Consider the following 24520-nt stretch of genomic DNA (forward strand, 5'->3'; position numbering starts at 1 on the left):
GACATTCGTAGTTATTCAGAACTTTGCATTTATAACAGAATTTTAAAAAATAAAACAATGAGTACACAGATATTATTAACACCTTATCATAAAAATTTAGATTTAAAGAATAGGGTTGTCATGGCACCTATGACAAGAAGCAGAGCTGCAAACGATGGCAATGTACCAACAGAAGATTTACACGTACCATATTATGTTCAAAGAGCATCTGCAGGTTTAATTATTACAGAAGGTTCACAAGTCTCTAAACAAGCAGTAGGTTATGTAAACACTGCAGGAATTTATTCCAAAGAACAAGTGGAAGGATGGAAAAAAGTTACAAAAGAAGTTCATGACAAAGGTGGAAAAATCTTTATTCAATTATGGCACGTTGGGCGTATGTCTCACCCAGATTTTCATAATGGGGAATTACCATTAGCTCCGTCTGCAATAAACCCTAATGCGAAATCTTATACGCCAGAGGGTTTTAAAGATACCGTAACACCAAAAGCCATGTCTATTGAAGAAATTAAACAAACCGTAGAAGATTTTAAAAATGCAGCTAAAAATGCTGTTGAAGCTGGTTTTGACGGAGTAGAAATACATTCATCTAACGGATATTTATTTCACCAATTTTTTAATGGAACTTCAAATACTAGAACAGATGAATATGGGGGAACAATTGAGAATAGAGCTCGTTTCTTTTTTGAAGTTTTAGATGCCATGATCAAAGTAATTCCACAACAAAAAATAGGAGCAAGATTTAACCCTTCGTTAAACGGAATGTTTGGTATTACAATGGATGAGGATACCATACCAACATTTGAATATATTATTAAAAAACTGAATGATTATGATTTAGCTTATATTCATTTGTCTGAACCTTTTACAGATGTTTCTGATATTTCATACGCAGTAAAAAACATTTCTAAACACTTTAGACCTTTATATAATGGTACTTTAATGATTAATGCAGGATTTGATCAAGAGTCCGGAAATAAGGTCATTGAAGAAGGAAACGCAGATTTAGTAGCTTATGGTAAACCATTTATTTCAAATCCAGACTTGGTCGAGCGATTTGCTAATGGATATGATTTAGCAGATTGGAATGAAAAAACTTTTTACACACCAGGCAAAGAAGGCTATTTAGATTATCCCAAATACAATGAAGAAAAAGAACTCGCATAACTTAAAATAGTAGTTATTGTTCAAAAAAAAAGCAGCCATCTGGCTGCTTTTTTTATACAATCATGTACTGACTATTTAATATGGTCAGTATTTCTTTCTAAATCTTCATTTCCATCAGCTCCTTGACTATACAGTTGGTTCTCTTCGTCCTTTAAAATCTTATGCGTTTTGTTTTGGGGTAAATCACGTCCTGGAACATCCAATTCTTTTCCTGCAAAATCAACCTCTTTTTCACGACTGTTGAGTTGGCCATCGTCTCCATTATCTGTTCTTATATTTTTAGTTCTTTCTCCTAAAGCTTGCAAATCTGCTTCTGTTATATCAGAATTATATTTATCGTTTGTTTTGTCTTTTTTCATAGCTGTAATTTTATATAATTAGATTCTCAAATTACCATTTCTATGATGTTTACATTGTCGCTTTCCATAGATATTTAAGCTCATATCAAGTCAACAATTCTTTTTACAGTGTATTAACTCTACAGTGTGTATTCGTGTTAATATAATTAGTTAACGCATTAATGCTTACTATAGTTATTACGGAACTTGCTAAAAAACTATTAGAAGATGGAAAATGTATTAGTAGCTGGTGCTAACGGTACCACAGGAAAAAAAATAATAAACCTTTTAAAAAACTCTCAATACTTTCAACCAGTAGCCATGGTTCGTAAAGAAGAACAAAAAGAGCAATTTGAAAAGGAAAATATAAGAACAGTATTAGGAGATTTAGAAAAAGACCTATCGCATACGGTTGATAATATTGATAAGGTAATTTTTGCCGCAGGTTCTGGTGGTAAAAAAGTTGTGGAAGTAGATCAAGAAGGTGCAAAAAACTTAATTGACGTTTCAAAAAAAGCAAATATTAAAAAGTTCGTTATGCTTAGTTCTATGGGAGCAGACAATCCTGAAGAAGCAGATGATTTAAAAGAATATTTAAAGGCAAAACATAATGCTGATGAGTATTTAAAATCAACAAATTTAGTACATGCAATTGTTAGACCTGGGTCATTAACAAATGATGCAGGTACAGGTAAAATTGAATTGCAGACAAAATTGAACAAACAAGGTTCTATTACAAGAGACGATGTAGCGCAAACCTTAGTGCGTTCTTTACATGATAATGATGCCATTAATAGTACGTTTGAAATTATACAAGGTGATACTCTTATTGGAAAAGCAATGGAATCAAATGCCTAAATTCAATCGAATTCTATAATTTAACTGAGCCAATTCTAATACTATTACAATTGGCTTTTTTATTCATAAATTTTCAATAACTAATTTTAATAATTTAATTACAAAACCATGTTGTGTATCTTCGTGGGGAACTAAACAACCTAAAAAATGAAAATACCTTTTCTAAAAATGACTTTAGCGCTAGCCTTGGTTATTGCGTTACATTCTTGCAAAGAGAACAAAAAAGAAGATTTAAAAAATACAGCTGAGAAAGTTGAACTGGACAGTACTGATTTAGCTCTGTTGGATTTAAATCTACCAGAAGGATTTCAAATCGAAGTTTATGCAAGGGGAGTAGATGGTGCACGTTCTATGGCAATGGGTGATAACGGAACATTGTTCGTGGGTACTAGAACAGAAAATAATGTATATGCCATACAAGATACCGATGGTGATTTTAAGGCTGACAATATCATGGTTTTAGATACCATGGAAGTACCAAATGGTATTGCTATGCTAAATGGTGATCTGTACGTAGCGCAAGTTGGTAGTCTTTGGAAATATCCAAATATTGAAAAACAATTAGGAGGCGATTTAGAAAAGGAACTGATTTACGATGACTTTCCGACAGAATTTCATCACGGATGGAAATACATTGCTTTCGGTCCTGATGACAAACTATATGTGCCTGTTGGGGCACCTTGTAATATTTGTAATCGTACAGATGAGGATGAGCGATATGCAACTATTTCAAGAATGGACCCAGATGGTAGCAATCGTGAAATATATGCGCGAGGAGTTAGAAACTCTGTAGGGTTCACTTGGCACCCAGATACTAAAGAAATGTGGTTTACAGATAATGGCCGCGATATGTTAGGAGATGATATTCCGCCTTGCGAATTAAATAAGGTTACAGAAGTTGGACAACATTTTGGTTACCCTTTCTGTCATGGCGGTATTGTTAAAGATCCTGAGTTTGGTGATTTACACCCTTGTTCAGATTTTGTATCTCCTGCATTACAATTAGATGCACACGTTGCTCCATTAGGCATTAAATTTTACACAGGAAACATGTTTCCATCAGAATATAAAGGAAAGGCATTTATTGCTGAACACGGTTCTTGGAATAGAAGTAAAAAAGTAGGTTACAGAATTATGATGGTAAACATAGAGGATGGTGAAGCTGTAAGTACAGAACCATTTATTGATGGTTGGTTAAATGAAGTTGAGCAGAAAGCTACCGGAAGACCTGTAGACATATTATTATTAAAAGATGGTTCTATGTTGATTTCAGATGATTATGGCGATGCCATTTATCGTGTTTCTTATAGTGAAACAGCACTTGCCAATAACTAAATTTAGATATACATTTATAGAAGCAAAGCAGCCAAATTTGGCTGCTTTTTCATTTCTTATTCATCTTATTCCCGTTTCCAATTCTTATATTTATACTCCTTATTTTGTCATCAACATTATATCATCATGAACGATTATAACTCACGTAGAACATTTCTAAAACAAACGGGTATATTATCAGTAAGTTCAATGCTCCCATTATCCGTACTTCCAATGGATTATAAATATAAAATGGGACTGCAATTGTTTACTATTCGTGATGCCATGGCTAAAGACCCAATTGGGAGTTTAAAATATGCCAAAGAGCTAGGGTATGAAGACGGGGAGATATATGGTTATGATGGCAAAAACGATACATACTACGGAATAAAATCTCAAGAGTTTAAAAAGCAACTGGTCGATTTAGATTTCACCATATCTAGTGGTCATTATGATTTTTCAAGTCTTTTTAATGAGCCTATGGATCATCTTAAGCGCTATGTAGACCAATGTATTAAAGGTTCTAAAACCCTAGATAGTAAATATATAACATGGCCTTGGTTAGCTCGAGAATTTAGAACTATTGAAAATTTTAAAATTTTAGCAGATAAATTAAATACAATAGGGGAGCAGGTTAATAAAGCAGGATTACAGTTTGCCTATCACAATCATGATTTTGAATTTACCGACCATAATGGCGAACAGGGCTATGATATTATTCTTAAAAACACTGAACCCAGTTTGGTTAAACTACAAATGGATATGTATTGGGTAGAACATTCTTCCAATAAAAATATTCATGAGTTAATTACAGAAAATCCTGGGCGTTATGTTATGTGGCATATTAAGGATATGGATAAAGTTACCCGCGACTATTCAGAAATGGGCAATGGCTCTATTGATTATAAAACCCTATTATCTTCTGTAGATATGGAGGATTTACAATACTACTATATTGAACAAGGCGGTAATTTTGCCGATAACTCCATGCAAAGCATTACAGATAGTGCTGTTTATTTTAAAAAACATTTGCAAAGATTTCTTTAATTCATGAAATACCCAGAAAAAGTTTATTTGAACGGAAGCATAGTACCCCATCAAGATGCTAAAATTTCAGTGTTTGATCGCGGATTTATTTTTGGCGATGGTCTTTATGAGGTAATGGTTCAAATTAATGGTTCATTCTTTTATAAAGAAGCGCACTTAAATCGTTTAAAAGATGGACTTCTAAAAGTCAATATTAAATTTGATGTTGATATCCTTCCAAAGGAGATATCAAAATTACTTGAGGCATCTGAACTTACCAATAAAGATTGCATGCTTTATATTCAGATTACCAGAGGTGTAGCCCCACGACAGCATTCCTATCCAGCAGATATACTACCAACGGTAATGATGTACGCCATACCTAAAGTATTACCTGATATTAATGAAATAGATGCTAAAGTCATTACTCGAGATGATTTTAGATGGTCTCGTTGCGATATTAAAATGACATCGCTTTTAGGTAACGTAATGTTGAATGAAGAAGCCATGCAGTATGATTGCTACGAAACTATTATGCATCGTAATGGCTTATATACAGAAGCATCTCATAGTAATGTCTTTTTTGTGAAAGATAATGTTGTTTACACGCATCCTGCGGATGAGTACATTCTAAACGGAATTACCAGAATTATTGTTTTAGATTTATGCAAATCGCTAAATATTGAAATAAATGAATCACCTATTTCTATTGATGACTTAACTACTATAGATGAAGCATTCTTAACTGGCACCAGCACACAAATCGCATCAATTCAGCAAATTGACGAGCATATATTATATACAGGAAATAAAAAAGGCCCCATTACAAGAAAATTGCAAGAGGCCTTATTAAATCTTAAGTGATTTATTTATTCTACACTGAAATAAGTAAAGAATTCGTCTGAGTTCTTAATATCCATTAAATTTAAAATATAACATACTTCAGATAAATCGGAAAAGTCCAATCCACCTTCAGCTACACTTTCATTAAGGTATCTACCATCTATTCCATTGTATTGGTTTCCTAAACGAATAGCTGTATTCCAAACATGGGTTAAATGTTTATCATTTAATTTAGATTCCCAATCAACTTTTCCGTCGGACTTAAAACCTGGTGTACCATTTCCTACGGCGTTACCATCAGCAATTTTGTGATAATCGGTTATAGTTTGGGCATATTTTAATTTGGTAGGTTCGGTAACAGATTCATTCCAATCGCTATGCTGAACCACATGAATTTTCTCTTTTACATTTAAAGAAGGATTCTTTTCTACCAGTTTCATAACCCAGTCAGCAGTAAAGTCTGACTGACCAGCCTCTGCAACCCAAACAGACCCACCATTATCGATCACTTTTTGAGATTTTTTGGCAATCATTTTCACAGATGCCTTCCATTCTTTATCAGCATCTACCCAATTTTTATTAAATGCCAGTTTCATTAATTCATTTGGTGGCACATATAAACCTTCTTGTATGCCATAAGTACCTGCAATAGCTACATAGTTTAAATCTTTATAATCCGGGTGATGTAACAAAGTTGCCAAACCAGCGGCAGTGTGTAAATCATCAATATCAGTTTTAGAATCTAATTGCACCAAAAGTAAATCTGTTTCAATATTGAAATTAGGTTCTTGAGATTTTAAACTAATGCTAAAAAGCAAAGTGAGTAACATACAGCTAAAGACGCTTTTTAATTGTAATCTGTTTTTCATTTTGTTGAGTAAAATAAGTTGATTAATAATTTGTTGTTAATAATGCTGCTAGAGTCTTCTTATTTTTAAAGTAGAACTCCTTTGTTTAGCCTTCTAAAATAGATAATTAAACCATAACATACATAAGAGGTTTATGATGATAAATTCAATTATCCAAAGCTTCAATCTGTTTTAATATGGCATCTGCCTCAGCAGCTTTACTGTCACTTTTAGAACGATTTTGAGTAGATAAGTCATAAGACTCCTTTAGTAATTTCTCATACTGCTCTTGTAATTTTTCCTTTTGAGATTTCTTTTTAAATAGTCCGAACATAGTTTTTGTTTTGAAGTTAGTACATTAGTAGCAGTTCAAGGAAATTTTTAAATAAAACATAATCTCATATTCCTGAATTTCGCGGCTATTTAATAACAATGTTGGTAATAAAAATGGCTGATTTGACTTGGGAAATTGATAAATCTCAACTTTTAGGGTACGGTTTACAACATTAGGAACTTAGAAAAAACCGGTAAAAGGCTATAAATTGCCGATAAACTCTTAAATGTTTGCCAATTTATGTAATTAAACAAACTTAAAACATTGTTTGTCAACTATTGGCGTCATCTTTGCTACTTAATAAGTATTATAAATTAAATTACATTACAATGAGTAAAGGAACAGTAAAATTTTTCAACGACACAAAAGGATTCGGTTTTATCACTGAAGAAGGAGTTGAAAAAGACCACTTTGTACACATTTCAGGTTTGATCGATGAAATTCGTGAAGGCGATGAAGTTGAATTCGAATTAAAAGAAGGAAACAAAGGATTAAACGCAGTGAACGTAAAAGTTATCTAAACATATATACTTTCAAGTTTAAGAAAAAGCCTTTCACATAGTGAAAGGCTTTTTTATTACCGTTCATTTTTAAGTCTATCAAAATCTTTTTCTAATTGAAACAACTTATCTTCTAGGGTATAATTAGTTTCTGGTAGTCTGTGATAAAATACATATCTAACACGCCACATTTCTTTAACATCTTTTAATTGAAGTTCTACATCATCTACATTCTTATGTTCGGCACGTAAAACAAATATATCGTTCGTTATAAATAGCCTTCTTAAGATGATATCTTTTTCTGTTACAGCAAAAACTAAAGTACCATTATTCAGTTTTGCATATACTGATGGCGGTATCCATTCCCCAACAGCAATATCTTTAGGAAACATTCCTAGTTCATTTTTGCTCATTTCTAAATTCTGTACCGTATACGCCCTAAATTTTTTATCAGGATTTATAGGTAGTGTTAAAAATGGCAAATCTTGTATGTAAGATTCCTTATCAAAATATTTAATATAGTCGTTTTGATTTTTGGTAGTAATACAAGGTACTTTTACGAAAAATTCTTGCTCACCTAAATCTTGTTCAACGGTTAAATTACCTTTAAACTTCAGTAAATTATTAACTGTTAATTCTGTAGTTAAGAGTTCATCAATAGGTATGCTAAAATAATTAGCAATTTTTATTAATGTCTCTATTTTCGGCTCACTTCTTCCTTCTTCATATGCTCCTAAAGTACCTCTTTTAAGGTTAAATAACTCTGCAAACGCCTGTTGACTAAGACTTTTTAAACTTCTTATTTTTCTTATGTTCTTTCCAAAATATGACATTTATTGCTAATTTTATTTGCAAATAATAAAAATATTATTATATTTGTCTAACAATATTAGCAAATATTATTTGAATTGCTAGTATTTTGAGCGAGTTTTTTTTAATTAACTGAATTCTAAAACACAATATTATGTTCATCCTAGTTGTTTACATTTTGGCGTTACTATTATAAATTAAGAAAGCGCACCGATATTATTTTGTATTATTGAACCTAAGAAACCACCTACAAAAACCAACACAAATGAAAAACCATTTTAATATAACCAGAGATTATCTACTTGAATTGAACTTTAATATTGTTAAAGAAAATAGAGCTGATGGTATTATGGTTGTTGAGAAGGAAGATTTTGGAATAAAAAATCTAATTCTAGGGGTGTCTCCTCCAATCTTAATTATGGAACAGTTTATTTTCTCTGTACATAATCAATCTGAAAAAATTTTCAGAAACTTACTTCAAAAGAATAGAGATATTATACATGGAGCTTTTGTTCTTGATGAAACAGCTAACCGTGTCATATTCAGAGACACCTTACAAATTGAGAATATGGATTTAAACGAATTTGAAGCCAGTCTTAATTCTCTAAGCTTATTAATGAGTGAATACTCGGATCAAATAATTGAATTTTCTAAATACTAAAAAATAAAAATCATGAATATATTCAAAAGACTGTTTAAAATAGGAGAGGCTGAAACTAATTCGGCAATTGATAAAATGGAAGATCCTATAAAAATGACCGAACAGGGCATTAGGGATATGAAACTAGACTTGGAAAAAAGTTTAGAGGCTCTTGCACAAGTAAAGGCTCTTGCCATTCGTTCTAAGAATGATCAAGACGTTTATAAAAACAAAGCAAAAGAATACCAAGACAAAGCTATCATAATACTAAAGAAGGCTAACAGCAAAGAATTAGATGCTGCCGAGGCAGATAGGCTTGCCAAAGAAGCTTTAGTGCAAAAAGAAGTTAATGAAAAGCAGTTGGAAGTAACCAAAACCGAAACTGAGAAATTTGAGGCTAATGTTAGTCAAATGCAGGGTAATGTAGAAGCATTGAAATCTAATATAGGTAATTGGGAAAATGAACTTAAAACACTAAAAGCCCGTGTTAAAGTTAGTAATGCCACCAAAAACTTAAATAAGCAAATGGCCGAACTGGATAGTACCGGTACGGTTTCTATGCTTGAAAGAATGAAAGAGAAAATTGCCCAAGAAGAAGCATTAGCGGAAGCTTATGGCGACATAGCAAATTCAAACAAATCCATTGATGAAGAATTAGATAAAGCGGCAGATACAACTGAAGCAGCGGCTGATGATGAACTTCAAAAATTAAAAGAACAATTAGGGTTTAATAAAACCAAAAAATAAAAATTTGAATCAACTAATAGACATATTATTTTCTGAGGTAAATATTACGCTAACGTTATTGTTGATACTTCTTCTTGTGTATTGGATCATTACAATGATCGGTGGTATAGACTTCGATTTAGATATTGACGTAGATATTGACGTAGATATTGATGCCGATGTTGATATGGACTTTGACCCAAGCATTGAAGGTGGCAACTTAGATTTTGAAGATATTTCAAATACCGAAGTAAACCAAGATGATGTTATTGGAAAAAGACGTAGACCATTAAAATGGTGGCAAATTTTCCTTATCTATTTCAATTTTGTGGGTCTACCATTTATGTTCACTTTTACCTGTTGGATATTTATTTGGTGGTTAATTACAACTATTCTCACAACTTTGACGTTTACCTATGACAACTTTATAGGCTTCATAATAATGATTGCTGCCTTTTTTCCGGCACTGTTTGTAAATAAGCTATTTACCACTCCTTTCAAGAGCTTTTTTAAGCGTCTGAATAAGGATGGTGATGCCCCAGTTGATTTTCTAGGTAGAGAAGCAATTTTGCTATCTAACATAACTGAGGATAAAATGGGTAATGCAGAAGTAAAAGCGGAAGGCAACAGCCATTCTATTTATGTGAAATCTTTAGACAAAAAACCAATAAGCTATGGTAGTACGGTTCTTATCATTAAAAGATCTGCTGACCATACTTATTTTCTAGTACAATCTTATAACCAATAAATCTTAAATTAATTTATGGAATCCATCTTTTCAATTATCGGTATAGGTCTTGGTGTTATCCTCTTCCTTATCATCGTTTATTTTGCAATCATTGCAATGTTTTACAAAAAAGTTCATCAAGGTCAAGCCCTGGTAAGAACTGGATTTGGAGGAACTAAAGTTGCAACAGACAAAGGTCTATATGTAGTACCTGTTTTTCACCGTGTAGAAGTCATGGATATTTCTGTAAAGAAAATTCAAATAGAAAGACTGGCTACTGAAGGACTTATCTGTAAGGATAATATGCGTGCAGATATTAAAGTTGCATTCTTTGTTAGGGTAAATAACGAAGTAGATTTTATTAAGAAAGTAGCCCAGACCATTGGTGTTCAAAGAGCATCTCGTCAAGAAACACTTGAAGAATTATTTGAGGCGAAGTTTTCTGAAGCATTGAAAACCGTAGGTAAAAAATTCGACTTCATTCAATTATATGAGGCGCGTAGAGAGTTTAGGGATGAAATCGTAGATATCATTGGTACAGACCTTAACGGCTACACTTTAGAAGATTGTGCTATTGACTATTTAGAACAAACTGCCGTAGTGCATTTAAAGGCAGATAACATTCTTGATGCAGAAGGTATTAAGAAGATAAATGATCTTACTGCTGCTCAAAATGTAAAATCGAATCTTATTAAGCGAGATGAAGAGAAAACCATCCGTAAACAAGATGTTGAAGCAAGGGAAGCTATTTTAGAACTTGACAAACAGCTAGCTGAAAAAGAAGAACAACAAAAAAGAGAGATTGCAAACATTAAGTCTCGCGAAGAAGCCGAAATCTTAAAGGTTTCTGAAGAAGAACTTTTGAAATCAGAAACTGCTCGTATTGCAACACGTGAAAAAGTTAAGATTGCAGAAGAGAATATGGAGCGTCAAATAATTGTTGCGTTAAAGAACAAACAACGTACAGATGCCGTAGAAACAGAAAGAGTAGAAAAAGATAGATTATTAGAGGCTACGGAAAGAGAAAGAGTGGTTACTCTTGCCCAAATTGAAAAAGAGAAAGTTGTTGAAGTAGAAAAGAAGAATATACAAGATGTTATTCGTGATCGTGTTACGCTAGAAAAAGGAGTAGTCGAGGAGCAAGAAAATATGAAAGATATTCAAGCTTTTAAAACAGCTGATAGAGATAAGCAAGTAAAAATCACTATTGCCGAAGCAAATGCTCAAGAAGACTTAATTAAAACAATTAAGGCTGCAGAGGCTCAAAAAGAAGCTGCTAAGCAAAAAGCTGAAGAAATCAATATTGAAGCTTTAGCACATAAAGAGGCTAGTGAAAAAGAAGCGGAAGCACGAAAAATTTTAGCAGAAGCTCAAGCGAAAGAAGAGGCTACCGTAGGTATGTCTGAAGCACAGGTTATGCATGCTAAAGCTGACGCTTACGAGCGTGAAGGTATTGTACAGGCTATCATTATTGAGAAAAAAGCTAAAGCGGAAGCAGTAGGTATTGAAGCTAAGGCAGAAGCCAAGCGTAAAGATGGTTTAGCTGAAGCAGACGTAATCAAAGAAAAAGCTTTGGCAGATGCCGCTGGTATTGAAGAGAAAGCTAATGCAATGAAAAAGTTAGATGGTGTTGGTAAAGAGCATGAGGAATTCAAATTGCGTTTAGACAAAGAATTACAAGTAGATCTTGCTCACATTAATATCCAAAAAGATATTGCCGATGCACAAGCAATGGTTATTGGTGATGCACTTAAAGCAGCTAAGATTGATATCGTAGGTGGTGAAACAATGTTCTTTGACCAAATTATTGGGCAAATTACAAGAGCTAAAGGTTATGATAGATTAGTAGCCAATTCTACCAATATACAAGATGTAAAAGATGCTATTTTAGGTAGTGACGATGTTAAGGGAAACCTACTAGGTAAAGTAAAGGAATTTGCTGATAAATACGGTGTTTCATCTGAAGACCTTAAAAACTTAACTATTGCAAATTTACTGATGGACTTAAAAGCGAAGTCTAATGATAACGATGAACAAACGCTATTTAGCAACTTGTTCAACCTGGCAAAAGGTTTAGGTATGAGTGATAAAAAATTAAAATAATCACACAACACCTAAGTATCAGATAGTAAATTATTAATGTAATTTAAAAGCTTAGTTATTTTTATGGCAGAGGAATCCCGAACAGGAAATACGGAAGAGCATATTTTAGATGGTGGTACTTATGATGTAATTAAAAACCGACTGCAAAAGCAGAAGGAATTACTACAGAGTAAGCTTACAAATCTAAACGATGATAGAAAAACCGTTTTTGGATCATTAGAAACAAAGCTTATTGCCAATGATAGGATCAATACAGAAAACAACTGTATTGCAAGAGATATTGTTTCTTTTGGTAACACCTGTCTGTTCGGGTATAATGTTCATTTTGGTCTTAGAACCGAAATAACGATTAAAGATGTTTTTAGCTGTTACCAGTTTATAGATAACAGTTTTAAAACTTCTAGTTTAGACCTTTTAGATGATGACACTTTTAAAACCGACTTCACTAATTTATATAAGTATTACCGAAATACGATATTTTCCAATTTTGCCATAATTGGAAATTATCTACATATGGTTTTTCAGTTAAGTGATAGTCCTACTGATATTAAAACATTTAAGTGGTTATTGGTAAACGATACCTTAAAATATGTTGATAACCGTAGTGAACATGAATATAAGTTTCCTTTACAGCAAGAATTCAAATGGCAAGAGGCTACTAGAGATATGCACCGTTATGGTGAACACTCTCACGTATCTATTAAAGACCGTGTGTTTGTAGAAACTATCGGTGGTGATCTTACCATTAAGATAGAAGACAATACTGCTGAAGGAAAAGGTATCTTAGATGAACCTGTTGAATATGTTGACCAAACTTTAGATGATGGTCAATATCGTTTTGGTGATTTAGGAAACCTACTAGTATTAGAGATTAAACCGTTCCAAGAGTCTCCTCGTTATTTTGTTTACAATGACAAAATGAAAGAGGTTCAAAAAATAGATACAGTTAAAAATGCTTGTATTGTATTGCCAGATGACCAAGGTATCATTTTCCCAACTGGTTACTATTTACAAACAGGGGAGTACCATATTTTTGATAACGCCATTGATAATGTAAAGTTTCAAGAACGTATTATTTCTCCTAATGGTGAAGATTTCTTGTATGTGTTCTATTCTGCTGCAGAAGGTCTATATAATCTAATGTCTTATAATATCATTAGTCAGGTGATAAAAACTCCTATTATCTGTAATGGATTTACCATTCTAGAAAACGGAGAGTTATGTTATTTTAAAACAGAACAAGAGCAAACAAAACACCATGTTGTGCAAATTTGGCAAACACCATATTTAAAAGGTGATTATGTGCCATCGCAACATGAAGACACTTTACTTTATAAAATTGGGAACAAGGATATTGTAAGGGCAATGGCAGAAGTTAATGGTTTAATTACACTTCTTAATAAGAATGATAATTATGCTGGTCTATACAGTGATATTGCAAAATTCTCTAAAGATATATTAGATGCATATTACTGGTTGCCTGAACCTGAAACCCATCAATTAAACGAACCCCTTCAAGAAATCAACAAGGCATCTAATGCCGCAATTGATGAGTTTGAGAAAGTAGTTCAGCTTCGTAAAAATGCACACAACCAATCAAAATTAATACAACAGAATGCAGAGGAGTTATTTAGTAAAATAAAGAGTACCTCTTTTAAAAGTATTGATGAGTTTGTAGCGCTACTTACTAGATTAAGATCTACTAGAGGTGAAGCTATCTCTTTAAAGGAAGTTAGGTATATTGACTTAGAGTATCTAGAAACTCTTGAGGAACAAATTGAAGAACAAACAAAGAAAATTTCTGAACGTTGTGTTCAATTTCTTTTAAACCCTAATGCATTACAGCCATATCATGATGCTTTAAAAGAAAAGAAAGAATTCATTGGTACTGTTGAAAAAGTAATTGAGGCTAAAAAAAAGGAAGAGGAAATTAACGAGATCAGTACTGATCTAGAAATGTTAATTGACATCGTTTCTAATTTAGACATTGAGGATACCGCGCATTCAACAAAAATAATTGATGATATATCATTGATTTTTTCTACCATAAATGAACTTAAAGCAGCTTTAAAGAACAAAAGAAACTCTTTAGGTATATCTGAGGCTAAAGCAGAATTTGCAGCCCAATTGAAATTGATAGATCAGAGTATCATCAATTATTTGGATATGGCATCAACTCCAGAAAAGTGTGATGAATATCAAACCAGAACATCTATTCAATTAGAAGAATTGGAGGGTAAGTTCACAGATTTTGAAGAGTTTATTGAGACTATCATTGAAAAGAGAGAAGAGGTATATGCTGCTTTTGATGCAAGAAAGAACACCTTAATCGAGAAACGAAATAAAAAGTCTAGTGCGTTAACCAGTGCATCCAATAGAATTTTAAAGGGTGTTCAAAAAAAGGCACAAAGTTTTAATTCTGCAGTAGAAATCAATGGATACTTTGCTTCGGACTTAATGATCAATAAGCTTCGTGATATCATTTCTCAATTGCAAGAGCTTGATGATAGCGGTAAAGCAGAAGAAATTGAAACTCAGCTAAAAACAGCAAGAGAAGATGCGCTTAGAAAGCTGAAAGATAAATTAGACCTTTATGAAGATGGTGATAGTATTATTAGGTTGGGCAAGCACAAATTTGGTGTAAACAAACAACAACTAGACCTAACCATTGTTTTTCATGATAACGAGCTTAACTACCACCTTACAGGTACCGATTTTTATAAGAAGTTGAATAATGATGAGTTTGTAAAAAATCGTCATTTATGGAACCAAGAATATGTTTCTGAAACTGATGGTATTTATCGCTCGGCATACTTAGCCTATAAGCTATTTAAAAATGCCTCTGAAGATGAATATATTCCTTTAAGTGAAGAACAATTATTAAAAGTAGTTCAAGAGCAAAGCAGAAATGATTATTCTGAGGGATATATAAAGGGAGTACATGATGTAGATGCTTCAAAAATACTGAAACTACTGGTACATAAACATCATGAATTAGACTTACTCACTTACAGACCAGAAATACGTGGATATGCACAGTTCTTTTGGAATGATTTATCTGATGACATAAGAAGCGAACTTGACAAGAGTTTAAAGGCTGCAGGCGAGGTATTACAGTATTTCCCTAACTCTAACGAGTACTCATCTATTATAGATAAACTTAAAAAGAATATAGAGTTATTTGCAGAAAGAACTAAGCTATTTGATTCATTGTTAAGTACAGATATTGCCGAATATTTGTTTGAAGAGCTTAAGTCTGACTCTGAATTTATGTTTAGTAGTCTTGCCATACAGCTTAAAGAGGAATTTTTGAAGTTTCTAAAGTCTCAACAGGCGGATTTAAAATTCAAAAAAAGTGTAGAAGAGTCCACAAATCTAGAAACCAAAGTTAGATTGGTTAAGCAATGGGTTGGGGCATTTTTAAAATCTAAAAAGGAAGTTGATAACGCAACATATAGATACGAGAATGAAATAGTGAGTGCACTTCTTTTTAGAGATGAGTCTGCTTCAAAAATTAAGGCTGTTTCTCCAAACGAAGTAATAAAGGACCTTAGAGGTTCTCATGCTACTATTGTTGAAGGTGTTTATTCTTTCAATTATCATGATTTTGTATCGCGATTGAATTTGTTTGTATTGGATGAAGTTCCTGCTTTTCAAAAGTTTAAAAAGACTAAACTTGAGATTACAGAACAATTAAAGAATGATTTGAAGCTAGAAGAGTTTAAACCTAGAGTACTTACTTCTTTTGTTCGTAATAAGTTAATTGACGAAGTATATCTTCCAATTTTTGGAAACAATTTAGCAAAACAATTAGGTACCGTTGGCGCAAATAAACGTACGGACAGAATGGGTATGCTACTCTTAATTTCTCCACCTGGTTATGGTAAGACCACTTTAATGGAATATATAGCTAATAGATTAGGCTTAATATTCGTTAAGATTAATGGTCCTGCAATTGGTCATGAAGTAACAAACGTTGATCCTGCTTCAGCAAAAAACAGTGCCGCTAGGGAAGAGCTTAAAAAATTGAATTTGGCTTTTGAAATGGGGAACAACGTCATGCTTTATATTGATGATATTCAACACTGTAATCCAGAATTCTTACAAAAGTTTATTTCCCTATCAGATGGTACACGTAAAATAGAAGGTGTATATGAAAACCAACCTAAAACTTATGATTTACGTGGTAAGAAATTCTGCGTAATTATGGCTGGTAACCCATATACAGAGAGTGGAGAAAAATTTAAGATCCCAGATATGTTAGCTAATAGGGCAGATATTTATAATTTGGGTGATATCATTGGCGAAACTGAACATTTATTCAGATTAAGTCTTGTTGAAAATTCTCTAACGGCAAATCCTGTTTTACAGCAATTAGCAAGCAAAGAGTTTGATGATGTTTATACTTTAGTTGATCAAATTGAATCTAAATCTGATGAAGGTCAACTTATTGGAAATCATTCTAGCCAAGAAATTGAAGAATATAAGAAGGTTTTAGAAAAGGTTTTAAGGGTTAGAGATGTGTTACTTAAGGTAAATGCTACATATATTAAGAGTGCGGCTATGCAAGATGAATATCGGGTAGAGCCAACTTTTAAACTTCAAGGCTCATATAGAGACATGAATAAACTGGTCTCTCAAATTGTTCCTATTATGAACGACAATGAGTTGAACACGCTATTACGTTCACATTATGAAAATGAAGCACAAACCTTAACTGGTTCTGCCGAAGCCAATTTATTAAAGTACAACGAACTTATTGGTAATCTTTCTATTGAAGAAGATGCAAGATGGTCCTCTATAAAAGAACAGTTTGTAAAGAATAATAAAATTAAAAGTTTTGGCAACGCCAACGAGATGGCGCAAGTACTTTCACAAATGATGGAATTTTCTGAAAACTTAGCAGGCATTAAGTCCGTTTTAGAAAATGGGCTTAATAATGACTAACATTTAATAAGGTGGTTATTTTTTCTTTTATTCCTGAAATTCAAGCTTTCACGTCAAAATAAAGATGTAGTTTTGCACCCGCAAAAAAGCTGTATTATGAAGCGCATTAATGAATACAAGAAACTCTTCGGGGTTGAAAAAGAGATTGAACTTAAAGCACTTAAGTCCACGTATAGAGGTTTAGTTAAAGAATGGCACCCAGACAAGTTTCAAGAAGGTGACGAAAAAAGAGAAGAAGCTGAAGTTCAGAGTCGTCGTATTATTGACGGATACCACTTTTTAGTGAGTATCGCTCCTGAAACCAAAGAAGCTAATAAAGAAGTATACAACGAGTCTATAAACTCGGGTGTTGCTGATTTTCAGCATAATGGGTTAGTTTTAGAAGTTACTTTCGTTGATGGTTCTACGTATGAGTACTTCGGTGTAACGAAGCCTATTTTCCAGAAAATGATCAATTCTAACAAATTGAACAGATTTGCGAAAAGAAGTATTTTCCCAAATTATTTGTACAGAAAATCGAAACGTGACCTTCAAGAGGCATAATCGTATATAATTAATGGTTATCAAAAACGCATGAAAAATCAACAAGAGATTTTATCAAAATTGAATATTGATGCGTTGAATCCGATGCAAGAGAGCGCATTAGATGCTATCTCATCATCGAATAATACCATATTACTTTCTCCGACCGGTACAGGAAAAACGTTGGCTTTTCTTTTACCGGTTTTAGATTTATTGGACCATAACAACCCAGAAGTTCAGGTATTGATTCTAGTTCCTTCTCGCGAATTGGCTATTCAGATAGAACAAGTTATTCGTAATATGGGTACTGGTTTTAAAGTGAATGCCATTTATGGTGGTAGAGCTATGTCTAAAGATAAGATAGAGCTAAAACATACTCCTGCAATTTTAGTTGGAACGCCTGGTAGAATTCTTGACCATTTTATGGCTGATCGTTTTACAAAAGAGCATATTAATACTTTAATTCTTGATGAATTCGATAAGTCTTTAGAAGTCGGATTTGAAGAGGAGATGACTGAAATTCTTGCGGAATTACCAAATCTTAAAAAACGTATTCTTACTTCGGCAACGGAAGCTGTTAAAATTCCCAAGTTTGTGGGAATGGAAAACCCAAGAAGAATCAATTATCTTAAGAAAAATACACCATCAAAACTTACTATAAGTACAGTTATCTCTGAAGAAGAAGATAAGTTGAAAACATTAGTTCAACTTTTAAAATATATTGGAGAAGAACCAGGTATCATTTTTTGTAATTTAAAGGATAGTATTGATACTGTTAGTTCTTTTCTAAGTCAGAAACATATACTACATGAGTGCTTTTCTGGTGGTATGGAACAGAAAGACCGCGAACGTGCTTTAATTAAATTTAGAAATGGTAGTAGTCGTATTTTAGTTGCAACTGATCTAGCTGGTAGAGGTATTGATATTCCTGAATTAAAATTTATCATTCATTACGAATTACCACAACGTGTTGAAGAATTTACCCATCGTAATGGTAGAACCGCTCGTGTAAATGAAGCAGGTACCGCATATGTTGTAAAATGGGATAAAGAAAAATTACCTGGGTTTGTTTCAAATTCAAAACCAATAAACATCGGTAAAACCAATAGGTTAGGGGACCCATTTTGGGAAACCTTATTTATATCTGGTGGACGAAAAGATAAAATATCAAAAGGAGATATAGCCGGACTTTTTTTTAAACAAGGTGGTTTGAAGCGAGAACAATTAGGAGATATTGAATTAAAACAAGATTGTGCTTTTGTAGCCGTTCCCAAGAACAAGTCAAAAGAACTTGTAGACAGTTTAAATAATTCTAGATTAAAAAAGAAGAAAGTACGTATTACCGTACTTTAATCATAGTTAGTATTTTTGCCCTTTTTAAGGTAGTATCATGAAGGATAAACAACACGAGAACGAAACTGAAATCGATTTAACCGAGATTGAAAGTTGTATTGAGATTTTAAATCGTTTGGTAACAGATACCAATCAAATTTTTGAGATTCCTGAAGATAGAAGAATTGCCTTAATTAAAGTTGCCGGTCAATTATCTCGTCCTAATAAGCAAGAGTTTGCTAAACGGGTTAAAGATGCCAAACGTAACGAAAAAAGAAAGCAAGCAGTTCGTGATAAACATGCACGTAAAGAAACAGGTATTCGTAGCGCTCGTGAAGCACATGTTTTTGTAGCTCCTAAATTATTACCTGCTGCAGAATTAGCTAGCAAAGATTTACCTGAACTTACCACTCCTCGTAACTGCTACGTATGTAAGACAGAGTTCACGAAACTTCACCATTTTTATGATACTATGTGTACAGATTGTGGTGATTTCAATTATGCAAAGAGATTTCAGAATGCCAATGTAAAAGGTCAGGTTGCGGTTATTACCGGATCTCGCTTAAAAATTGGCTACCATATTACCTTAATGCTTTTACGTGGTGGAGCTACCGTTATAGCTACCACACGTTTCCCTGTAGACTCTGCCCTTCGTTTTTCTAAAGAGGAAGATTTTATGGACTGGGGGCATCGACTAAAAATTCACGGTTTAGATTTACGTCATATACCTAGTGTTGAGATATTCTGCAATTTTATTGAGCAGCAATATGACAAGCTTGATATATTAATAAACAACGCAGCACAAACGGTACGTAGACCAGCAGGATTTTACCATCACTTAATGGAAAATGAAGAACGTGAATTTTCTTCATTGCCAAAGTTTGCCCAAATGGTATTGAGTGACCATGAAAGTTGTTTAGACGAATTAAAATCATTCAGTTCTAAAGCTTCTCCTAATCAAAACATGCCGGTTACTTGGCACGGACCAGAACCTGGCATTGGTTTACGAGCCTCTGCAAAGCTGTCTCAGATTCCATATAGTTTTGATAATGCCTTGGTTGCCCAAGAGGTTTTCCCAACAGGAGAATTGGATGCAGATTTGCAACAGGTAGATTTACGTAAAACCAATAGCTGGAGGTTAAAGTTAGGTGAAATTGAAACCACCGAAATGATTGAGGTACAGTTGGTTAATTCAGTAGCACCATTTGTGTTATGCAACCGTTTGGCAGAATTGATGAAAAAAGAAAATACGGGTCAGAAACATATAATTAATGTCACGGCCATGGAGGGTAAATTCCACCGTTTCTTCAAAGAATCGCGTCATCCACATACCAACATGGCGAAGGCTGCATTGAATATGTTAACACATACTGCTGCTGGTGAACTAGCAAAAGACGGAATTTTTATGAATGCTGTTGATACCGGTTGGGTAACCGATGAAGACCCTGCAGAATTAGCTAAAAAGAAACAAGAAGTACACGATTTTCAACCGCCTTTAGATATCGTCGATGGTGCCGCTAGAGTAATGGACCCATTATTCGATGGTATAAATACAGGAAAACATTGGTGTGGAAAATTTCTAAAAGACTATTTTCCAATAGATTGGTAGTTATATTATTCTTAGAATAAGTTAATATTATTACTGTATTCTAAATTGTTTAATAACATTTAATAAAAAGTTAAAATTCTTACTCTTCTAATTTATTAGTCTGAATCTATTTTCGTTTTTTTGCGGCATGATTAGGCTAATTATCAAACCATTACTACAATTTCTTGTATTTTTAGTTGTCGGAATTTCTATTCCGATGAGCGGTCAAGAAACCCAAACGTATAACGGACCTTTACAAATAGGTAAGTATAACGGTAAAGCAACGTATTCTTATAAACTTGTCGAGAACGATACTGTTCTCGATGGCGATTTTACGGTACTACGTTCCAACCTTCAAGAGCTATTACAGAAACAAGATTATTCATTTCAATTTAAGGGAGCTTTCGTTGATGGCACCGCAAACGGACCATGGAAGTTTCAATTCGGGAAATTCAACTCCCAGAGTCAATCTGAAATCATAGATTACCAATACCGCGTTTTGGTAAGTGGAATTCAAAAATCCGCTAGCGGAAAAATTCAAATGGGTAAACCCAATGGTAAATGGACCATTTTAGAAGAACAAATTGAAAATTCTGAAATATCAAATACCATATTTAAAAGCGTTATTTTTTTTGAAAATGGCGTTCCGCAGAAGAATTTTAGCATAAATAATGAAAACTATACATTAGTAGGTAGATTTCTACGAGATGGTTTGGCTCATGATGAGTGGTCTTTATTTCCTTCAAACGGAATGGACCAATCTGAAAGCTGGTATTTTAAAGATGGCTTATTGCAATCGATTAGGGTGGATGACGAAAGTGATCATAAAACCATAAAGGGATACAAAGGCTATAACGGGCAAACTAAAATCATTAATCTAAATGCTGGTTATATTAATGCCTTAGAAATTCAACTTTCGCAAGTAGATGTTGACATTCTACATCATAATAGTTTACCTGAACTTTTAAAGCAAAATGCAGCACGTTACCAAGAGGTTGATGATATATTATCTGAATTAGGTAAGTCAGAATTTCTTCCTGAATTTAAAGTTAAGGTTCCTTATTATGCGTTAGATTCTTTAGAAGTCTCTAAAGTTGATAGCATCGTATCCTATTACAAAAAAGCAAATGAATTAAGTGAATCTATACTACACAATTCACAATTAAATATTCTAAAATTATCTGATACCAATACAGCGTATCAGTACAACACCGTACTTCACCTAAAAGAAAATTTTCTTACCCCTATTCAAGAAATTGTAAGTTATGATTCTTTGGGTATTTTAGAATATACATCGCGCCAACAGTTAATAAACCATGTATTTCCGGCAGGAATGCCAAAATCTAAAGTGGATATTGAGATGCAAATAGATAGTGTAATATCTTCTAAGCCGTATACAATTACTTCAAATGCTGTAACCAATACCGATAATTCTAGCATAGCGAATATTGAAGCTGTTGCTAAAATGGGATATGACGGTATTCTGTCTATCGCCAACGAGGTTAAAGAAACATTAGCGCAAGAAAAAAGACAAAATGAGTTGGCTAGTTTAGAAGAGGAAATCATATTACAGAACGATTCATTAGTAACTTTTATTGAAGCGATAAACGATAGTATTCCACTAAAATATGCCAAATCTTTACATCAAATTAAATCTTTTGCTAGTACAACATTGAACGATTACTCTAAAGTAAAATCTGCTCAAAACAGATTATATGCTGCTAGAAATACGGTTGAATGTCTTGACAATTTAAACGATTTATCAAGAACAGTTTCGCAAATGCCAGTATACCATACGGCTATTAAAGAAAGTTATACCGATCGTATTTGGAATCCGTTTATGGCAACATTGATGGATGAGGATATTAAAAAGAAAATTACATCAGCTTATTCCAAAATTTTAGAACCTTACTTCTTAACTGAAATAGAACAGCATATATCTTGTGAGACTATTAAAAATTTAAACAATACGATTACGGCTACGTACAAAAAGGTTCTAGAACTAAAAGATCAAGACACCAAAAAGCTGGAAAGAAAGCTCAAAAAAGAAAAAGACCCTGTTACTGTATTAGAGATGTTGAATGTACAAAACACTACAAAGCAATAGCCTATGAAAACGTTTCGTACACATATCGTAAAGCTTTCTTTTTTAATGCTTTTTGCCTTTGTTTTTAAAGGATTAGCACAAGAAAAAGAAGCCGTAGAATTGCCAGAATATTCGAAGTATAAAGATTTAGGTACCAAAACCTGGATCAATACTTATGGGAATATTAGAATAAGCAAACGCTTATTTTGGGATGCACAAACGCATTTAAGATTAGAAGAAACGGAAGCTACACCATTTTTTGGGCAAGTAGCTCAGGTTTATAATAGACACGCTATTGGGTATATACACTCTAAATATTTCAATGTTCGTTTAGGCGGAGTGTTACGATTAAACTTCAATACAGATGAAGCCTCTACGGATCGTAATTTAGTACCTGAATGGCGTATTTGGCATCAGTATCAATTTGCGCAGTCATTGGCAAGTATGATGATTTATCACCGTATTCGTATTGAACATCGTTGGACACAAAGTTTTGTGGAGAATAGTGAATACATATTTAGAAACCGATGGAGGTATATGTTCAGAATGAAAATCCCTTTGAACAATCATAAGCTAAAACCTAAGACTTTTTATGTAGCTCCTGAGGCTGAATTAATCATGCAAAGTGGAAAAGCAGTTGTTGCTAGTCCTATGGAAGATTTACGATTAACGACTACTTTGGGCTATATTCTTACACCAAGATTAACTGTTGCGGCAGGTGCCATGTATTCTCAGGGTCAAGATCTAAAGAACGGCGGGTATTACAAGCAAAGTTGGGCGATGCGTTTTCACGTATACTATTCACCAGATTTTAGAAAGGTTAAAAACAAGCTTCCAGAAATTCACTTAACAGATTAATACCATAGAGCAAACAAACACTATGAAAAAAAGAGATGTAACATTGTACGGTCTGTTAGCCATCACATCTGTATTGGCAATTTATTTTGGCATCAAATCAAGCACGCTGCAGAATGAAATAGGGGAGAGTAGCAAGGCAAAAAAGGAGTTAGATGTTCTTGTAACTGGTAATAAAGAACTAATCGCAATCGATTCTGTTTTAATGAAAGGCGATTATAATAAAGCTATTGAATCTTATAATACTACACTTCAAAATCATGAAGAGCTGAACAGCGTTATTCCATTACGTATTGCTCTTGCTAAAAAGTTAATGCAAAATAATATTGTAAATGCTTCTGATGAGGAAACCAAAAAAACATCCATCGATTCAATTGCTATTGCCCCAGTTGCGCAAAGTGAAATTAGAAGTATAGATTCTTTAAGTTTTGCATTAGAAAAAGCTCGCGTTCAACTAAGTAATATGCGCAAGCAATTGAACAATAAATCATTTGGAGAATACCTTAGTTTTACTAGTAAGAAAGGAACTGGATTGCATTATGTTGGTCAAGTAAAAAACAACAAGGCCAATGGTATCGGCATTGCCGTACTTGAAACGGGTAGCAGGTATGAAGGCGAATGGAAAGACAATCTACGCGAAGGTAATGGCACATTTTACTGGCCTGACGGTGAATATTATATTGGTAGTTACAAAGATGATATGCGAAATGGCGAAGGCACTTATTTTTGGCCTAACGGTGAAAAATACAAAGGACAGTGGAAAAATGACATGCGAAATGGCAAAGGCATTTTTCATAAGAAAGAAGGTTCTGTTATAAGTGGTATTTGGGAAAATGACAAGCTTAAAGACACTGACAAGTAGATATACGCTATAATAGCAGCATATTATATAATTTTCAGCAACGAGATTACGTCAAATCACAATATGTAATTGTCAAATTAAGAAAATCGTAAAA

21 protein-coding genes are annotated in these 24520 nt (G+C 33.5%); 17 read left to right on the plus strand and 4 right to left on the minus strand.

Features of this window, described 5'->3' with window-relative positions; all coding sequences use genetic code 11:
• Positions 1–57 precede the first annotated feature (57 nt).
• A complete protein-coding gene (locus P178_RS0115285; RefSeq protein WP_027067030.1) occupies positions 58–1167 on the plus strand; it encodes an alkene reductase in 1110 nt (369 codons plus the stop codon).
• A gap of 71 nt (positions 1168–1238) precedes the next feature.
• On the opposite strand, the gene P178_RS0115290 is transcribed toward P178_RS0115285, so the two are convergent.
• Positions 1239–1526: a hypothetical protein gene (locus tag P178_RS0115290; protein WP_027067031.1), complete on the minus strand. Its 288-nt coding sequence runs from the start codon at positions 1524–1526 to the stop codon at positions 1239–1241.
• A 207-nt stretch (positions 1527–1733) separates the two neighbouring features.
• On the opposite strand from P178_RS0115290, the gene P178_RS0115295 reads away from it, so the two are divergent.
• The 4 genes from P178_RS0115295 to P178_RS0115310 all read left to right on the plus strand — a co-directional run bounded on the left by P178_RS0115295 (position 1734) and on the right by P178_RS0115310 (position 5567).
• Complete coding sequence (locus P178_RS0115295) at positions 1734–2363, plus strand: SDR family oxidoreductase (RefSeq protein ID WP_027067032.1); 630 nt, start codon at positions 1734–1736, stop codon at positions 2361–2363.
• A gap of 147 nt (positions 2364–2510) precedes the next feature.
• Positions 2511–3698, plus strand: coding sequence for a PQQ-dependent sugar dehydrogenase (locus P178_RS0115300; protein WP_027067033.1), 1188 nt, complete (start codon positions 2511–2513; stop codon positions 3696–3698).
• A 126-nt stretch (positions 3699–3824) separates the two neighbouring features.
• Positions 3825–4724 (plus strand): sugar phosphate isomerase/epimerase family protein, encoded by a 900-nt coding sequence (locus P178_RS0115305; RefSeq protein WP_197026812.1) that lies wholly within the window; start codon positions 3825–3827, stop codon positions 4722–4724.
• Positions 4725–4727: 3 nt separating this feature from the next.
• The gene (locus P178_RS0115310; RefSeq protein ID WP_027067035.1) at positions 4728–5567 is read left to right on the plus strand and encodes an aminotransferase class IV; all 840 of its coding nucleotides are present in this window, start codon (positions 4728–4730) and stop codon (positions 5565–5567) included.
• A 5-nt stretch (positions 5568–5572) separates the two neighbouring features.
• Here P178_RS0115310 and P178_RS0115315 read toward each other — a convergent pair whose 3' ends face one another.
• Both P178_RS0115315 and P178_RS23295 read right to left on the minus strand, forming a co-directional pair.
• A complete protein-coding gene (locus tag P178_RS0115315; protein WP_027067036.1) occupies positions 5573–6415 on the minus strand; it encodes a hypothetical protein in 843 nt (280 codons plus the stop codon).
• Between the two features lie 145 nt (positions 6416–6560).
• Positions 6561–6728: a Lacal_2735 family protein gene (locus P178_RS23295; RefSeq protein WP_036146964.1), complete on the minus strand. Its 168-nt coding sequence runs from the start codon at positions 6726–6728 to the stop codon at positions 6561–6563.
• A 329-nt stretch (positions 6729–7057) separates the two neighbouring features.
• Here P178_RS23295 and P178_RS0115325 point away from each other — a divergent pair, with 329 nt between their 5' ends.
• Entirely contained in the window at positions 7058–7249 is a 192-nt protein-coding gene (locus P178_RS0115325) for a cold-shock protein (RefSeq protein WP_027067037.1), read from the plus strand.
• A 56-nt stretch (positions 7250–7305) separates the two neighbouring features.
• Here P178_RS0115325 and P178_RS0115330 read toward each other — a convergent pair whose 3' ends face one another.
• On the minus strand, positions 7306–8061 hold the full coding sequence (locus P178_RS0115330; protein WP_027067038.1) for a helix-turn-helix domain-containing protein: 756 nt from the start codon (positions 8059–8061) through the stop codon (positions 7306–7308).
• A 242-nt stretch (positions 8062–8303) separates the two neighbouring features.
• On the opposite strand from P178_RS0115330, the gene P178_RS0115335 reads away from it, so the two are divergent.
• The 11 genes from P178_RS0115335 (at position 8304) to P178_RS22735 (ending at position 24426) form a co-directional block, all read left to right on the plus strand.
• A complete protein-coding gene (locus P178_RS0115335; protein ID WP_027067039.1) occupies positions 8304–8699 on the plus strand; it encodes a molecular chaperone Tir in 396 nt (131 codons plus the stop codon).
• A 12-nt stretch (positions 8700–8711) separates the two neighbouring features.
• On the plus strand, positions 8712–9425 hold the full coding sequence (locus P178_RS0115340; RefSeq protein ID WP_027067040.1) for a PspA/IM30 family protein: 714 nt from the start codon (positions 8712–8714) through the stop codon (positions 9423–9425).
• Between the two features lie 4 nt (positions 9426–9429).
• Positions 9430–10152, plus strand: a complete 723-nt coding sequence (locus tag P178_RS0115345; RefSeq protein ID WP_027067041.1) for an OB-fold-containig protein — start codon at positions 9430–9432, stop codon at positions 10150–10152.
• A 15-nt stretch (positions 10153–10167) separates the two neighbouring features.
• Entirely contained in the window at positions 10168–12234 is a 2067-nt protein-coding gene (locus P178_RS0115350; protein ID WP_027067042.1) for an SPFH domain-containing protein, read from the plus strand.
• Positions 12235–12297: 63 nt separating this feature from the next.
• Positions 12298–17181 (plus strand): DNA repair ATPase, encoded by a 4884-nt coding sequence (locus tag P178_RS0115355; protein WP_027067043.1) that lies wholly within the window; start codon positions 12298–12300, stop codon positions 17179–17181.
• Between the two features lie 96 nt (positions 17182–17277).
• Positions 17278–17724 carry a KTSC domain-containing protein gene (locus P178_RS0115360; protein ID WP_027067044.1) on the plus strand — a complete coding sequence of 149 codons (447 nt, stop codon included), beginning with the start codon at positions 17278–17280 and terminating at the stop codon, positions 17722–17724.
• A 30-nt stretch (positions 17725–17754) separates the two neighbouring features.
• Positions 17755–19056: a DEAD/DEAH box helicase gene (locus tag P178_RS0115365; protein WP_036146969.1), complete on the plus strand. Its 1302-nt coding sequence runs from the start codon at positions 17755–17757 to the stop codon at positions 19054–19056.
• Between the two features lie 37 nt (positions 19057–19093).
• Positions 19094–20644, plus strand: a complete 1551-nt coding sequence (locus P178_RS0115370; RefSeq protein ID WP_027067046.1) for an SDR family NAD(P)-dependent oxidoreductase — start codon at positions 19094–19096, stop codon at positions 20642–20644.
• 196 nt (positions 20645–20840) lie between these two features.
• Positions 20841–22730 (plus strand): hypothetical protein, encoded by a 1890-nt coding sequence (locus tag P178_RS0115375; RefSeq protein ID WP_155941659.1) that lies wholly within the window; start codon positions 20841–20843, stop codon positions 22728–22730.
• A 3-nt stretch (positions 22731–22733) separates the two neighbouring features.
• On the plus strand, positions 22734–23567 hold the full coding sequence (locus tag P178_RS0115380) for a DUF2490 domain-containing protein (protein ID WP_027067048.1): 834 nt from the start codon (positions 22734–22736) through the stop codon (positions 23565–23567).
• A 22-nt stretch (positions 23568–23589) separates the two neighbouring features.
• Positions 23590–24426 carry an MORN repeat-containing protein gene (locus P178_RS22735; protein ID WP_051638331.1) on the plus strand — a complete coding sequence of 279 codons (837 nt, stop codon included), beginning with the start codon at positions 23590–23592 and terminating at the stop codon, positions 24424–24426.
• Positions 24427–24520: the final 94 nt, after the last annotated feature.

Source organism: Maribacter sp. Hel_I_7 (genome assembly GCF_000688315.1).
GTDB lineage: Bacteria > Bacteroidota > Bacteroidia > Flavobacteriales > Flavobacteriaceae > Maribacter > Maribacter stanieri.